Origin of the sequence: Burkholderia sp. Bp8992, assembly GCF_003853705.1 — a bacterium.
In the GTDB taxonomy this organism is placed as follows: Bacteria; Pseudomonadota; Gammaproteobacteria; order Burkholderiales; family Burkholderiaceae; genus Burkholderia.
The window spans coordinates 66,744-81,383 of the sequence record NZ_QTQI01000020.1; the positions used below are offsets into that span (position 1 = coordinate 66,744).

A 14,640-nucleotide genomic window follows, 5' to 3' on the forward strand; every position below is an offset into this window, starting at 1 on the left:
ATGCACGCGGAATAGCGCTCCTCCTTATTGCGCCGACCGCTCGGTCGGTTTAATCTTTCGCGGTCCTGCTCGATCCCCCGGAGGCCCAGTGTTCGTGTTTCACGAGATGTTCGACGACGCGGACCGGCATGCCGAGGCGCTGCGCGGCTGGAACCAGCGCTACGACCAGATCGGTCCGGGCTCGTACCGCAGCGCGGTCAAGCACGCGGTGCTCGACGGCCTGCAGCTGTTCCAGGAAGCCGCGAACGTGCGCATCATCCAGCGCGGCCGGCTGCCGCCCGGCCATACGGTGTTCGGCATGCCGCTCACCGGCGCCGGTGCGTTCGCGTTCGGCGGCGCGCGCATCGAACGCGGCACGATGGTGGTGGCGCGTGGCGGCGCACCGTTCGAACTGCACTCGCCCGACGACATGTCGCTGATCGGCGTCGTCGTCGATGCCGGGCTGCTGCAGCAGGTCGAGGATGCAGCCGATGTGCGGCTCGATGAAACGACGCTGCGGCGCGGCGTCGTCGACATGCCGGCCGCCGTGCTGATGCGCGCGAGCGTGCAGATCGCGACGCAGCTCGAACGCGTGCTGTCTTCGCCCGAAACGTACGGCGACGCCCGCGTGCAGCGCGAGCTGCGCGGCGAAGTCGGCAACGTGCTCGTCGATCTCCTCGCGTGCCGGATGCCCGAGCCGTCGAACCGGCTCACGCACGCATGCCGCGCCGACATCGTGCGCCGCGTGCACGACTACGTGATCGAGCACCCGGAAGCGCCGGTCGACGTGCTGAGCCTGTGCGCGCAGTTGCGCGTGAGCCGGCGCACGATGCAGAACAGCTTCCAGTCGGTCGTGCAGACGAGCCCGTTGCACTACGTGCGCTCGCTGCGCCTGTCGCAGGTGCGCCGCATGCTGCTCGACACGCGGCAGGCCGATCTGCCGATCAGCGATGCGGCCGCGCACTGGGGCTTCATCCATCTCGGCCATTTCGCGAACGCGTACAAGGCGCAATTCGGCGAACTGCCGTCGACCACCGCGCGCCGTTCCGTGCGCAGCGCGAAAACGCGCTGACACGCGCAAAACCCGCGATAATCTCCCGCTGACCGTTCGGCGCGTGCGAACCGGCGCGGCCTGTGCCCGCCCCATCGCCGCCCCGTGCGCCGCGTGACGACCACCGGATTCGATCCCCTGCCCCGATGCCCGAGGATTTCCATTTCCTGCTGCTGCCCGGCTTCTCCGCGCTCGGCTTCATGTCGGCGGTCGAACCGCTGCGCGTCGCGAACCGCTTTCGCACCGAGCTGTACCGCTGGCACGTGATCAGCGCCGACGGCGCGCCCGTCGCCGCGAGCAACGGCATTCCGGTCGCGGCCGAAGCCGCGTGCGCGGACGTCGACCAGGTCGACACCGTGTTCGTCGTCGCGGGCTTCGACCCGCTCGTGTGCTACACGCGCACGCTCGCCGACTGGCTGCGCCGCCAGCACCGGCATGGCGCAACGCTCGGCGGCATCGACACGGGCAGCTTCGTGCTCGCGGAAGCCGGGCTGTTCGACGAATCGCAGCCGCTCACGCTGCACTGGGAAGCGCTGGCCGCGTTCCGCGAACGCTATCCGGGCCTGAACGCGACGCAGGAGCTGTTCGAGATCGACGACCGGCGCATCACGTGCGCAGGCGGCACCGCGTCGATCGACATGATGCTCGACCTGATCGGCCGCCGGCACGGCGCCGACCTCGCGGCGGCCATCTCCGAGCAGTTCGTCGTCAGCCGCATCAGGCAGCGTTCGGACAGCCAGCGGCTCGAGATCGCCGCACGCTACGGCGTGCACAACCGCAAGCTGATCCAGGTGATCGGCACGATGCAGCAGCATATGGAGAACCCGCTCGGCTCCGACGCGCTCGCGCAGGATGTGTCGATCACGCGGCGCCAGCTCGAACGGCTGTTCAGCGCGACGCTGAACGACACGCCGACGCACTTCTATCTGAACCTGCGCCTCGATCGCGCCCGCGAACTGCTGCAGCAGACCGACATGAGCATCACGTCGGTGTGCGTCGCGTGCGGATTCGAATCGCCGTCGCATTTCTCGCGAACGTATCGCGCGCGGTTTGGCGTCAGCCCGCGCAGCGACCGGCGCGCGACGCGCTGATCGTCGCGCGTTTTAATCACAATCCAGCGCGGTATTGCGCGTTCCGGCAGCGTTTCCCGCCGCTCGCTGCACAATGCCGGCGATTGATCGGCGAACCGAAGCGGTCGTCGAAAATAATTTGGAATGTCGTTGAAAATGTTCTGTAACATATCAAACAAAGTTAGATAGGCAGCCTAACGACACGCATGCCGCATCCCGGCACGCGTCGCGCCACGCCGGCTGCCAACCGATATCGATCCGATCCGAGGGGTATGACATGACGATGCTCGCTTCGCCGTCGCCGCACCTGCCTGCCGTTCGCTTCTCCGCCGCCTCTTCCGCCTGTTTCTTTTCGACCTGACATTTAGGGTTCCTTAGTCAGTCGACACCCCCAACACCGCTTCGCCGCACCGGTTCCATCGAACCGGCGCGCGGGCCGTGTCGTGCCTGCGCGCCACGAACGCGCGGGCGTGTCCAACCGTTGAGATGAGGATCACGTATGCAGACATCACGCAAAGCATTGCCGCTCGCCCTGGGTCTCGCGCTCGGTTTCGGCATCGTCGGCGGCAGCCTGGCCGATACCAAAGTCTCGAATCCGCAGGCAGCGAGCCTGCGCGAAAGCCTGACGCGCGGCGTCGCGCCGCCAGCCGCAAAATCCGATACGGCCGGCGGGCAGTTCCGCGCGGACGGCGTCGCCGTCACGCTGTACAACCCCGCCTATCGCGTCAAGAAGGCCGCGTCGACGCCCGCCGCGACCGCGCGCGACTTCGTCGCGTCGCAGGCGACGCAGCTCGGGCTCGACGCAGCCGCGCTTGCGAGCCTCGTCGTCACGTCGGAGCGCAACGACGCCGACTTCACCGTCGTGCGCCTGCAGCAGCAGGCCGCCGGGCTGCCCGTGTACGGCAGCGACATCGCGGTGACGGTCGCGAAGGACGGCCGCATCCTGTACGTCGCGAGCAATACGATCAACGGCGTGGTCGCGACGACGCGCAAGTCGCAGGCCGTCGACCAGCAGCAGGCGCTCGACCGCGCCCGCGCCTATCTCGGCGTGAGCGGCTTCACGAACCTCGATGCGCAGCTCGTCGCGTTCGTCGACAAGACCGGCACGCATACCGCGTGGAAAGTGCGCGGCCGCCCGCAGGACGGCCCGAAGGGCGACTGGGAATTGCTGATCGATTCGGGCAGCGGCGAAGTGCTGCGCGCCGAGGACAAGGCGTTCTATGCGACCGACGGCACCGGCTTCGTGTTCCGCCCCGACCCGCTTTCGCCGACGAAAAGCAGCTATGGCAGCACGGGCTACAAGGACAACAACGATGCCGACTCGACGCAGCTCACGGCCGCGCGCGTGCGCGTGACGCTGAAGGAGCTCGCGCAGTCGGGCTCGCGCTACACGCTGACGGGCCCGTACGCGGCGTGCATCGATTTCGATGCGCCGCTCGACAACGCGTGCCCCGCGCAGTCGACGCCCGCGTTCGAGTTCACGCGCGGCAACCTGTATTTCGAGGCCGTGAACGTGTACTACCACATCGACACGTTCCTGCGTTACGTGAACCAGACGCTCGGCATCAAGGCGCTGCCTTACCAGTACACGGGCGGCGTGCAATACGACCCGCACGGCGAATCGGGCGACGACAACTCGTCGTACTCGTCGAGCAGCGGCCGGCTGACCTTCGGCCAGGGCGGTGTCGACGACGCGGAGGATGCGGACGTCGTGATCCACGAGCTCGGCCACGGCATCCACGACTGGGTGACGAACGGCGGCCTGTCGCAGCAGGAAGGGCTGTCCGAAGGCACCGGCGACTATCTCGCCGCCGCATACAGCCGCGACTTCAACCAGTGGAGCCCGTCGGATGCGCAGTACCACTGGGTCTACAACTGGGACGGCCACAACGAGTTCTGGGGCGGCCGCGTGACCAACTGGAACGTCGGGCGTACCTATGCACAGGCGCGCGGCGCGGAGATCCATACGGCCGGCCAGTACTGGGCGTCGTGCAACCTCGTCGCGCGCGACGCGATCGGCGCTCAGGCGATGGACAAGGCGTTCCTGAAGGGGCTGTCGATGACCAATAGCTCGACCAACCAGAAGGCTGCCGCGCAGGCCGTGCTGACGGCCGCGTCCGCGCTCGGCTACAGCAACGCGCAGCTCACCGCGATCGGCAACGCGTACAACAAGAGCTGCACGTACGGCGTGACCGTTCCGCAGAAGTCGTAATGCCGCAGCAGGCAGGAGCGCGGCGCACGACCTGCGGCGCGCTCCTTTCATCGACATCGCCATCCTCACGAGATCGAACATGCCTACTCTGAAACTGACTCATCTGAGCGCCGCGCTGGGCGGCATGCTGCTGACCGCCGCCGCACACGCGACACCCGTCTGGATCACGCTCGGCGACGCCGCGCTCCGCCAGCTGCAGCGCATCGACGCAAGCGCCACCGCGCTGTACAGCACGACCGTCGACGCCGGAAAGACGGCCGACGGCGCCGCGCGCCGCGAAACCGTTCACGTCGTCGAGATCGACGATTCACGGCTCGGCGACCTCGCCCATGCCGTCCACCATACGCGCGGCCACGGGCCCGGCTATGTCGTGCACGACTCGTTCGACGAAGCGCGGCAGGCGCTGCAGCCGTTGCCGGCCACGCTGGCCAAGCAGGCCGCTCCCGCGTACAAGCTTTCGAACGCGCCGCAGATCGGCACCTGGATCCAGCAGCTGCAGGCCAGCAACATCGTCGGCACGATCACGTCGATGTCGGGCTTCACGAATCGTTACTACACGACTTCGCACGGCGTCGCCGCGTCGGACTGGCTCGCGCTGCAGTGGAAACAGCTGGCGGGCTCGCGCGCCGACATCACCGTCGAGCAGTTCGCGCATACCGGCTTCCCGCAGAAATCCGTGATCCTGACGATTCGCGGCAGCGATCCGGCCGCGGGCACCATCGTGCTCGGCGGCCACCTCGATTCGACGGTCGGCCGCACGACGGAGAACACGCGCTCGCCCGGCGCGGACGACGACGCATCGGGTATCGCGAGCCTCACCGAGGCGCTGCGCGTGCTGCTCGCGAACAACTACCGGCCGAAGCGGACGATCAAGTTCATCGGGTATGCGGCCGAGGAAGCCGGCCTGCTCGGCTCGAAGGCGATCGCGAAGCAGTTCCGTACGCAGAACGCGAACGTGGTCGGCGTGCTGCAGCTCGACATGACGAACTACAAGGGCGATCCGAAGGATATCTACCTCATCACCGACTACACGAACGCGGCGCAGAACACCTACCTGACGAACCTGGCGAAGACCTACCTGCCGGAACTCGCGATCGGTACGTCGCAGTGCGGGTACGCGTGCTCGGATCATGCATCGTGGAATGCGCAGGGCTATCCGGCATCGTTCCCGTTCGAGGCCGACCAGAACGACAGCCCGTATATCCATACGGTGAACGACACGCTGGAAAACTCGGACCGGCAGGCGAACCACGCACTGAAATTCGGCAAGCTCGCGCTGGCGTATGCGGTCGATCTTGGCGGAGATGGCGGGACGACTGCGAAACCCTGACGCGCCTGAATGAAGGAGGCGTGTACTCGCGGCCCGCGCACGCCTCCTTCCCGACGACGTCGATCAGACGATCTCGCCAGGCGCCCCGTGGAGACGCATGCCCGACACTCACGCAACCGGCACGATCGGCCACGTGTGCCGGGTACGGACGTTCATCCGGCTAGAATCGTCATTCGACCACTCCGCTACAGGCTTTCCGCCATGACCGAATCCACGCGCTCCATCGACGACCTGTCGCCCGCTCGCGTCACGACCGCATTCGACCTGCCCGGCCATACGACCGTCCGCTCGCTCGGCGTCGCACAGGGCATCATCGTCCGCTCGCGCTCGATCGTCGGTTCGTTCGGCGCGTCGCTGCAGACGATCTTCGGCGGCAACATCACGCTCTACACGTCGCTATGCGAAAAGGCGCGCCAGCAGGCGTTCGACAAGATGCTCGCCGATGCACGCAAGCTCGGCGCGAACGCGATCGTCGCGATGCGCTACGACTCGACCGAGATCGGCTCGGGCGTGACCGAAGTCATCTGCTACGGCACGGCCGTGCGCGTGGCGCAGGACGCGTGACGCACGTCACGCGTCGCGCTCGAGCGACTTCATGTTCGTGAGCTGTGGAAACAGCCGCATCCACGCGAGCGCAACCGCGATCGTCGCCGCACCGCCGACGACGATCGCCGTCGGTGCGCCCCACCACGCGGCCGTCACGCCCGATTCGAATTCGCCGAGCTGGTTCGACGTGCCGATGAACAGCGCATTGACCGCGCTCACCCGCCCGAGCATGTCGTCGGGCGTGCGCAGCTGCACGAGCGACAGGCGCACGACGACGCTGATCACGTCCGATGCGCCGAGCGCGGCCAGCGCGACAAGCGACAGCGCGAAGTGCCGCGACAGCCCGAACACGATCGTCGCGACGCCGAACGCGATCACGCCGCCGAACATCGCGCGGCCCGGCCGGCCCTTCAACGGGAAACGCGTGAGCCACAGCGTGCCCGCGAGCGCGCCGACCGCAGGCGCCGCGCGCAGCGCACCGAGCCCCCACGGGCCGACCTGCAGGATGTCGCGCGCGTAGATCGGCAGCAGCGCGGTCGCGCCGCCGAACAGCACCGCGAACAGGTCGAGCGACAGCGCGCCGAGAATCGCCGGCTCGCGCCGGATGAACGCGATCCCCGAAAACACCGAGCGCAGCGTGACCGGCTCGCGGGCCGGCGGCGCACTGCGCAGCGGAATCGTGCTGCTCAGCACGGCCGCGATCGCGAACGCGGCGACGCTCGTGCCGAACGCGACGGGTGCGCCGACACCATAGAGCAACCCGCCGAACGCCGGCCCGAGGATCTGCGCGGCCTGGTTCGCGGACGTCGACAGCGCGGTTGCGCGCGGCAGGTCGGTGCGCGGCACGACGGCCGGCAGCAGCGACGATACCGACGGCGACTCGAACGCGCGGGCCGTGCCGACGATCGCCGCGAGCGCGTACACGGCCGGCGCGGCCAGCCATCCTTGCACGGCGCCGAGCAGGAACACGGCGGCGGCCAGCGCTTCGACGCCCTGGCAGATCGTCGCGATGCGCCGACGATCGTAGCGGTCGGCCACCTGCCCGACGACGAGCGTCAGCGCGAACATCGGCACGAACTGCGCGAGGCCGACGAGGCCGAGCGCGAATGCGCTGTGCGTGAGCGCGTAGACATACCAGCCGATTGCGACCGACAGGATCTGGAAAGCCAGGGAAGACATCACGCGCGTGCCCCAGAAACGCCGGAACGGCGCGTGCCGAAACAGGTTGGCGGGTAACGGGGATAAAGGACTGGAATCGGGCACGGGGTCGGTCATCGGGATCTGGGCGGGCGGCGCTGCGCACTGCAACCGTCGGAACATGACGACGCCCGCCGATGCGGGCGGGCGACAACGGTGGAGGCGCGACCAAGTCGCGATGATATGCCAACCTCGGAAAACGGGCCGGACGCGATGCCGGCGACATCTTGCGGGCGCGGGTGCCGGCGATTCGGGCGACTGCGTCGATCGCGGCCGCCGGGTGGTCGCAGGTGCACCGGCTCGACCGATGCACGCGGCCCGCGCACGTCACTGCGGCGGGCCGCCCGCATCGGTCGAGCCCATCGCAATGCCGAACAGGCGCTGGCCTTCCTGGGTGTCCTCGACTCGCCAGCCCTCGGCGCCCAACGCTTCCCGTATCCGGTCGGCCTGCGCCCAGTCCTTGTCCGCCCTCGCGCGCTCACGATCACGGAGCAACACGCGGACGTGTTCCGGAACGTCGAACGCAACCGGCTTCCATTCGCGCAAACCGAGGCCAAGCACGGTGTCGAAGCTGTCCACGGTCGCCTTCAGCGTACCGGGCGGCAGGTTGCTCCTGACCAGATCCCACAGCACCGCGAGTGCCCTGGGCAGATTCAGGTCCTCGTTCACTTCGGCGTCGAATCGTGCGGCGAAATCCGCATCGACGCGGCCTCCGTCCGGCCAGCCGGCGTACAAGTGCCGCAGTCGATTCAGCGCGGTGTGCGCGGCGTCGAGCGACGCCCACGTGAAATGCAGCTTGCTACGGTAGTGGGCCGTCAGGCACAGGTAACGGTACGCGAGCGGATCGACGTTCCGGCTCTGCAAGGTCTGCAGACGGACGAAGTCGCCGCTCGACTTCGACATCTTCGCATCGGCGTCGAGCGTCAGAAAGTGCCCGTGCATCCAGTAATTCGCGAGCTGCGTGCCGTGGGCCGCCCGCGTCTGCGCGATCTCGTTGCTGTGATGCACGGCGATATGATCCTCGCCGCCGCAGTGAATATCGAACAACGTCCCGAGATACTTCGCCGACATCGCCGAGCATTCGATATGCCAGCCAGGAAAGCCGCGACCCCACGGGCTGTCCCATTCCATTTGCCGATTGACGCCGGCCGGGCTGAACTTCCACAACGCGAAATCCGTGATGCTCCGCTTCTCGCCCAGTGCAACCCGCTTGCCCGCCTGCAACCCTGCGCGGTCCAGCCGCGCGAGATAGCCGTAGTCGTCCTGCCGACTGGTGTCGAAGTAGAGACCATCGTCCGTCCGATAGACGTAGCCGGCCCGGTCGAGCGTATCGATGAACGCGATCTGTTCGGCGATGTGATCGGTGGCGCGGCACCAGACCGTCGGCTCGAGCAGGTGGAGCGCGCGCCAGTCCCGGACGAACGCGTCGGTGTAGCGCTGGGCGATGGCCCACGCCGACGCGCCGGTGCGACGGCTGCCCTTCTCCATCTTGTCTTCGCCTTCGTCCGCATCCGACGTCAGGTGGCCGACGTCGGTGATATTGACCACGTGCCGGACCGCGTATCCGTTGCGCTCCAGTACGCGGCGCAGCAGATCCTCGAACACATAGGTTCTCAGGTTGCCGATATGGGCATCGTCGTACACCGTGGGGCCGCAGCAGTACATGCCCACCCGTCCGGCACGGATGGGCGTGAACGGTCGCACGGTACGCGACCAGGTGTCATACAGCGCAAGCGGCATCGAGTTTCTCCGTCCCGAAGAGGTGGGCCCAAAAACAAAAAGGCCGCCTGTTCTGCAACACAGGCGGCCGGAAGGCGATTGCTTGAAAGTTTAGCGAGTTCGCTAGACGCAAATTCCCCCTGGCATGTTCTGACAACATGCACGGGCAAGCGAGGAGCGGAAATGGGCGCGATCAGGCATGCGGTCGATGCTAGCGTCTATGGACGGCACAGGTCAAGGCCATCCGACCGCCGTTCCCGGCGACGATCGCGGGGCGGTGGCCAACCGGACGGATCTCGTGCCCGCTCACAACCTTCAAAAAAAAAAGCGCGAACCTCGGTTCGCGCCAAAGAGAGACCCTCGCTGAGGACGTCGCCGCCCCACACCACTTCGCTCAGAACGAATGCCGCATCCCGATCCGCACGTCGGCCTGCGTTTGCGTCGTCGACGGCGTGAAGCTGTAGCCGACCACCGCATCGACACCCTGCGATGCACGCACGTAGTCGCCGGAGATGTACACGTCGGTGCGCTTCGACAGCAGGTAATGCAGGCCCGCCGTGCCCTGGTTCCAGTGATGGCCTTCGAAGCGCGTGTGCTGGTAGCCCGCGATCAGGCTCAGCGCCGGCGTGAACTGGTACAGGCCGCCGCCTTCGTACACCTGCATGTGCGACGACTGGCCGAAGCCCTTGATCGTCGTGTACGAGTAGTTGGCGTCGAGCGTCAGCTTGCCGATCGTGTAGCTCGTGCCGACGCCGAACGTGCCCTGGCTGTCGACGTCCATCGGCGTATTCGCGAACAGGTCGGTGCGCGCGCCGGTCGCCGGATCGACGGTCACGGTCTGCTGGCCGAGGAACGTGTGCGTGCCGATCATCGCGTACGGATCGAACGCGTAGATGCCGTTCGGGTTGTTCAGGCGCGTGTACGCGGCGCCGATCGAGAAATCGCCCTTCGTGAAGCTCGCGCCTGCGCTCCATGCGCTGTTGCGATGGAAGTTGCCGGCGACGTTGCCGAACGAGTACATCGCGCCGAACTTGAAGCCGCTGAGATCGTTCGACAGGAACTTCACCGAATTCGGCAGACGGTCGCCGTTGAAGCGGTCGAAGTCGCCCTGGTGGATCGCATAGCCGCTGCCCCACGCCGAGATGTTGTAGATCGAGACGAGTTCGTTCGTGATGTCGAGCTGGTTGCCGAACGACAGCGTGCCCCAGTCGTTCTGCAGGCCGACATACGCCTGCCGGCCGAATTCGGCGCCGCCGAAGCCGAGTTGCCCGTTGCCGAGGTGGAAGCCGCTCTCGAGCGTGAACACGGCCTTCAGGCCGCCGCCCAGGTCTTCGGTGCCCTTGAGGCCGAAGCGGTTCCCGTACGCGACGCCGTCGTCGAACTTGACGACGTGCGAGCCGCCCGTGTTGTTCACGTACGTGATGCCCGCGTCGAGAATCCCGTACAGCGTCACGCTGCTTTGTGCATGCCCGATGGCGGGAATGCAGGCCGCGCATGCAAGCGCGGCGGCTACGGCAACTTTCTTTTGCTTCATTGTCGACCACCCTCCCTGAACCGTTCGATGGATAGAATCTCGTCCCGGCGCGTGCCGCGATGCGCCGCTGGATTCGAATTCAGACCGCCCCGCTGGCTTCGGCATTTCGTTTTCCGCAATAACGGAGCCATTGGCGAAAAATACAAACCCATATTTCGGGTCACCCGTCTGAAGGCGACACTAAATGGTCACGATGCGACCCGGTCGGGAAAACACGTAGACAGGCGGCACGGCAGAAACCGGCCGCCAGGAAGGAGGGAATCAGTGGCTGTCGAGGGCCGCGCGCACGGCCGGCAGGCCCGGCGCGCCGGCCGCCGTCGTCACGCCGTCCAGCCAGCCGGCCACCAGCGCCGGGTCAGCCTTCAGCGCACGCTGCGCCGCGAGCGCGGGCGACGTCTTGTGGTCGAGCATGTCGGCGATCATCCGGTTTTCGACGTCGACGGAGAACGTCATCTGCCGGAACAGCCGCGCGAGGTTCGCGCACTGGCCCGCGAACCCGGCACGCGTGACCGTGTTGACCGTCGCGCCGCCATAGTTCGGGCCGAAGTACGCGTCACCGCCCGACAGATACGTCAGATGGAACTTCGTGTTCATCAGATGCGGCTCCCATGCAAGAAAAACGATCCAGCGCTTGTCGCGCACCGCGCGCTCGACCTGCGTGAGCATGCCCGTCTCGCTCGATTCGACGAGCGACCAGTTCGCCGCACCGAGCGCGTGGTCGGACAGCATCCGCTTGATGTTCTGGTTCGCGGGCGCCCCGGGCTCGATCCCGTAGATCTTGCCGTCGAAGCGGTCCGCGTAGCGCGCGAGATCGGCGAACGTATGCACGCCGGCAGCCGCCACGTAGTCGGGCACCGCGAGCGTGAACTTCGCGCCGCTCAGGTTCGCGTGCAGCACGTCGATCGACTTGTCGTCGACGAACGGCTTCACGAGCGGTGCCTGCGCGGGCATCCAGTTGCCGAGGAACACGTCGACCTGCCCTTTCTTCAACCCCTGGTACGTGATCGGCACCGACAGGTTCGCCACGTCCTGCCGGTAGCCAAGCGCCTTCAGCACGACGCCCGCCATCGCGTTCGTCGCGTCGATGTCGGTCCAGCCGGGCGCCGCCATCTTCACGTTGCCGCACGTCTGCGGGTCGGCCGCATACGCGGGCTGCGTCGCCAGCACGCACGCGGCCGCGGCGAGCACCGCCCCGATCCTTCGGATTGCTGCATTGCATTGTCGTTGCATGGTTCGCTTCCTCCGTCGTTCTTCAATGACCGCAATGCGGTACGTTCAGCCCCCGACGCGCGGGAAACGCGCCATCGCTTCGAGCGTATCGAGTTCGATGTGATTGCGCATGTAGCGCTGGCTCGCGTCGGTGAACGGCTGCCAGTCCCACGCCTGGATGCGGCCCTGCGTCGTTGCCGCGTAATGAAAGCGCCGGCGCCGCTGGCTCGCGCGCACCTGCCGGTCGAGCTCGGGCAAATCCCAGCGCCGCGCGGCTTCCGCGCGGAACGCGGCCAGCACGTCGGCGGCTTCGGGCACGCCGGCCAGGTTCGTCAGCTCGCGCGGATCGTCCGACAGGTTGTAGAGCTGGTCGGGGTCGAGCGGGCAATGCACGTATTTCCAGTCGCCGCGACGGATCATCACGACCGGTGCGACCGCGCCTTCCGCAAGGTATTCGCCGAGCGCGACGTCGTGCGCAGGCGTGCCGTGCAGGTGCGGCAACAAGCTCGCGCCGTCGACGGGGTCGGGCCAGCCGCAGGCCGGCGCGGCGCCGGCCAGGTCGACGAGCGTCGGCAGCAGGTCGAGGTGCGACACGGGCCCGCGCACGCGCGCGGCGCCGAAGCGGCCCGGCGCATGGACGATCAGCGGCACGCGGCAGCCGCCTTCGAAGAACGTCATCTTGTACCAGAGACCGCGCTCGCCGAGCATGTCGCCGTGGTCGGACGTGACGATCACGATCGTGTCGTCGGCGAACCCGCACTGTTCGAGCGCGGCCAGCACGCTGCCGAACTGCGTGTCGACGTAGGACGTCGCACCGTAGTATGCGCGGCGGGCAGCGCGGATCTGCGCGTCGGAGGGCGGTGTGCGGTCGTTTTCGCAGACGAAGCGCAGCCGCTGCGAATGCGGGTCGCTTTCAGCCGCATCGAGCCGCACGGCCGGCATATCGATCTCGTCGTCGCTGTAGCGATCCCAGTACTCGCGCGTAATCGCATACGGGTCGTGCGGATGGGTCAGCGACACGACCATGCAGAACGGCCGCGCATCGTGCCCGGCCGCACGCTCGCGCGCGACGTCGTAGAGCTTCTGCTTCGCGGCGAACGTGACCTCGTCGTCGAAGTCGAGCTGGTTCGTGCGCACGCACGGGCCGGCCTCCAGCACCGAGCTCATGTTGTGATACCAGCTCGGCCGCTCGGTCGGCCGGTCCCAGTCGGGCACCCAGCCGAAATCGGCCGGATAGATGTCGGTCGTGAGCCGTTCCTCGAAGCCGTGCAGCTGGTCGGGCCCGCAGAAGTGCATCTTGCCGGACAGCATCGTCCGGTAGCCGCCCGCGCGCAGGTAGTGCGCGAACGTCAGCGTTTGCGCCGGCAATTCGGCGGCGTTATCGTAGGCGCCGATCCCCGACGGCAGCTTGCCGGTCAGCAGCGAGAAACGCGACGGCGCGCACAGCGGGCTCGCGCAGTACGCGGCGTCGAACACCACGCCTTCGGCGGCGAGCCGGTCGAGCGTCGGCGTGCGCGCGACGCGATTGCCGTAGGCCGGCAGCGCGAATGGCGTGAGCTGGTCGGCCATCAGGATCAGGATGTTGGGTGTCGGGTTCGTCATCGGCGGTCGTGAGGAAAGCGGTGTTCGAATGGAGCGGCGCGCCGCTCGCGCAGCGAAACGTCCGGCATGACGGACGCGGCCCGCAGAAAGTGCCGCGCGTGCGGGCCGCGCTGGCTAGAATCGCGGAATGCGTTGCGTGGCGGCCGTGAAGCGCGCGTGCCGTACCGTCCGCTGCACTATCGCCCGCCCGAATTCGCGCGGGTAGGCGTCCGGCCCTTATGGGGCCATTAGAGAGACTTATGTCGAAATCCGAACCGTTACCGTCGATGCAGGCGCTGCGCGCGTTCGAATCCGCTGCCCGGCTCGCGAGCTTCACGGCCGCCGCGCGCGAGCTCGGCTCGACGCAGCCGGCCGTGAGCCAGCAGGTGTACCAGCTCGAAGCCGAGCTGGGCGTGCCGCTGTTCGAACGCAGCCCGCGCGGCGTCACGCTGACGGCCGACGGCCAGTGCCTGTACGAAGCGGTGCGGCTGAGCCTCGACACGCTGCGCGGCGCGACCGCCACGCTGCGCGCGCGCCGCGAGCACGGCGCGCTCACGATCGTCACCGACTTCGGTTTCGCAACCTACTGGCTGATGCCGCGGCTGGCCGGGCTGAAGCGCGTGATGCCGGACGTCGACGTGCGCGTCGTCACGTCACAGGATTACGACGCGCAGCGCGACCACGGCGACATCGCGATCCTGTTCGGCGACGGTCACTGGCCGTCGTGCACGGCCGCGCGGCTCTTTCCGGAATCGGTCACGCCCGTGTGCTCGCCCGCGTTCCGCGACGCGCATCCCGGCGTCGCGCGGGCCGACCACCTGCTCGCGCTGCCGCTGCTGCACGTGCAGCCGACGCGCCCCGAGCGCTGGCTGTCGTGGCCTGGCTGGTTCGACGCGCACGGTCTCGAATCACCGGCCGCCGCGCGCGGCGTGACCTTCAACAGCTATGCGCTCGTGATCCATGCGGCGCTGCTCGGCGAAGGCGTCGCGCTCGGCTGGGCGCCGCTCGTCGACGAGCTCGTCGCGTCCGGCCAGCTCGTGAAGCTCGTCGACGCGCCCGTCGTCACGCCGCGCGGCTACTTCCTGGTACGCCCGCCGCAGCGGCCCGAGCCGGACGCAACCCACGTGTTCCGCCGCTGGCTGCTCGACGCGTGCGCGTGACGGGGCCGCCCGGCCCGCACGCACTGGCGTGCCGATACCAGCCACACGGCGG

At 67.6% G+C, this 14,640-nt stretch carries 11 protein-coding genes; 6 read left to right on the forward strand and 5 right to left on the reverse strand.

Features of this window, described 5'->3' with window-relative positions:
• The first annotated feature begins 106 nt into the window (after positions 1-106).
• The 5 genes from DIE03_RS26215 to DIE03_RS26235 all read left to right on the forward strand — a co-directional run bounded on the left by DIE03_RS26215 (position 107) and on the right by DIE03_RS26235 (position 6,206).
• Positions 107-1,051, forward strand: a complete 945-nt coding sequence (locus DIE03_RS26215) for a helix-turn-helix domain-containing protein (RefSeq protein ID WP_409364434.1) — start codon at positions 107-109, stop codon at positions 1,049-1,051.
• A gap of 125 nt (positions 1,052-1,176) precedes the next feature.
• Positions 1,177-2,121: a GlxA family transcriptional regulator gene (locus tag DIE03_RS26220; protein ID WP_124455219.1), complete on the forward strand. Its 945-nt coding sequence runs from the start codon at positions 1,177-1,179 to the stop codon at positions 2,119-2,121.
• Between the two features lie 478 nt (positions 2,122-2,599).
• A complete protein-coding gene (locus DIE03_RS26225) occupies positions 2,600-4,312 on the forward strand; it encodes a M36 family metallopeptidase (RefSeq protein ID WP_124455220.1) in 1,713 nt (570 codons plus the stop codon).
• A 79-nt stretch (positions 4,313-4,391) separates the two neighbouring features.
• The gene (locus tag DIE03_RS26230) at positions 4,392-5,642 is read left to right on the forward strand and encodes a M20/M25/M40 family metallo-hydrolase (RefSeq protein WP_124455221.1); all 1,251 of its coding nucleotides are present in this window, start codon (positions 4,392-4,394) and stop codon (positions 5,640-5,642) included.
• Positions 5,643-5,843: 201 nt separating this feature from the next.
• Positions 5,844-6,206: a YbjQ family protein gene (locus DIE03_RS26235; protein WP_124455222.1), complete on the forward strand. Its 363-nt coding sequence runs from the start codon at positions 5,844-5,846 to the stop codon at positions 6,204-6,206.
• 6 nt (positions 6,207-6,212) lie between these two features.
• Here DIE03_RS26235 and DIE03_RS26240 read toward each other — a convergent pair whose 3' ends face one another.
• From DIE03_RS26240 to betC, 5 genes are all read right to left on the reverse strand, one after another.
• Positions 6,213-7,463, reverse strand: coding sequence for an MFS transporter (locus tag DIE03_RS26240; RefSeq protein WP_124455223.1), 1,251 nt, complete (start codon positions 7,461-7,463; stop codon positions 6,213-6,215).
• Between the two features lie 249 nt (positions 7,464-7,712).
• Positions 7,713-9,125: a cysteine--tRNA ligase gene (gene cysS, locus DIE03_RS26245; RefSeq protein WP_124455224.1), complete on the reverse strand. Its 1,413-nt coding sequence runs from the start codon at positions 9,123-9,125 to the stop codon at positions 7,713-7,715.
• Positions 9,126-9,498: 373 nt separating this feature from the next.
• Positions 9,499-10,638 carry a porin gene (locus tag DIE03_RS26250; RefSeq protein ID WP_124455225.1) on the reverse strand — a complete coding sequence of 380 codons (1,140 nt, stop codon included), beginning with the start codon at positions 10,636-10,638 and terminating at the stop codon, positions 9,499-9,501.
• Positions 10,639-10,899: 261 nt separating this feature from the next.
• A complete protein-coding gene (choX, locus tag DIE03_RS26255) occupies positions 10,900-11,868 on the reverse strand; it encodes a choline ABC transporter substrate-binding protein (RefSeq protein WP_124455226.1) in 969 nt (322 codons plus the stop codon).
• A gap of 45 nt (positions 11,869-11,913) precedes the next feature.
• The gene (betC, locus tag DIE03_RS26260; protein ID WP_124455227.1) at positions 11,914-13,449 is read right to left on the reverse strand and encodes a choline-sulfatase; all 1,536 of its coding nucleotides are present in this window, start codon (positions 13,447-13,449) and stop codon (positions 11,914-11,916) included.
• A gap of 239 nt (positions 13,450-13,688) precedes the next feature.
• On the opposite strand from betC, the gene DIE03_RS26270 reads away from it, so the two are divergent.
• On the forward strand, positions 13,689-14,588 hold the full coding sequence (locus DIE03_RS26270) for a choline sulfate utilization transcriptional regulator (protein ID WP_124455228.1): 900 nt from the start codon (positions 13,689-13,691) through the stop codon (positions 14,586-14,588).
• Positions 14,589-14,640 lie beyond the last annotated feature (52 nt).

Bases quoted from the DNA above. Each gene is read 5' to 3' on its own strand.
- DIE03_RS26250 (WP_124455225.1), bottom strand. From the start codon at position 10,638: ATGAAGCAAAAGAAAGTTGCCGTAGCCGCCGCGCTTGCATGCGCGGCC.
- cysS (WP_124455224.1), bottom strand. From the start codon at position 9,125: ATGCCGCTTGCGCTGTATGACACCTGGTCGCGTACCGTGCGACCGTTC.
- DIE03_RS26240 (WP_124455223.1), bottom strand. From the start codon at position 7,463: ATGACCGACCCCGTGCCCGATTCCAGTCCTTTATCCCCGTTACCCGCC.
- choX (WP_124455226.1), bottom strand. From the start codon at position 11,868: ATGCAACGACAATGCAATGCAGCAATCCGAAGGATCGGGGCGGTGCTC.
- DIE03_RS26215 (WP_409364434.1), top strand. From the start codon at position 107: ATGTTCGACGACGCGGACCGGCATGCCGAGGCGCTGCGCGGCTGGAAC.
- betC (WP_124455227.1), bottom strand. From the start codon at position 13,449: ATGACGAACCCGACACCCAACATCCTGATCCTGATGGCCGACCAGCTC.
- DIE03_RS26230 (WP_124455221.1), top strand. From the start codon at position 4,392: ATGCCTACTCTGAAACTGACTCATCTGAGCGCCGCGCTGGGCGGCATG.
- DIE03_RS26220 (WP_124455219.1), top strand. From the start codon at position 1,177: ATGCCCGAGGATTTCCATTTCCTGCTGCTGCCCGGCTTCTCCGCGCTC.
- DIE03_RS26270 (WP_124455228.1), top strand. From the start codon at position 13,689: ATGTCGAAATCCGAACCGTTACCGTCGATGCAGGCGCTGCGCGCGTTC.
- DIE03_RS26225 (WP_124455220.1), top strand. From the start codon at position 2,600: ATGCAGACATCACGCAAAGCATTGCCGCTCGCCCTGGGTCTCGCGCTC.
- DIE03_RS26235 (WP_124455222.1), top strand. From the start codon at position 5,844: ATGACCGAATCCACGCGCTCCATCGACGACCTGTCGCCCGCTCGCGTC.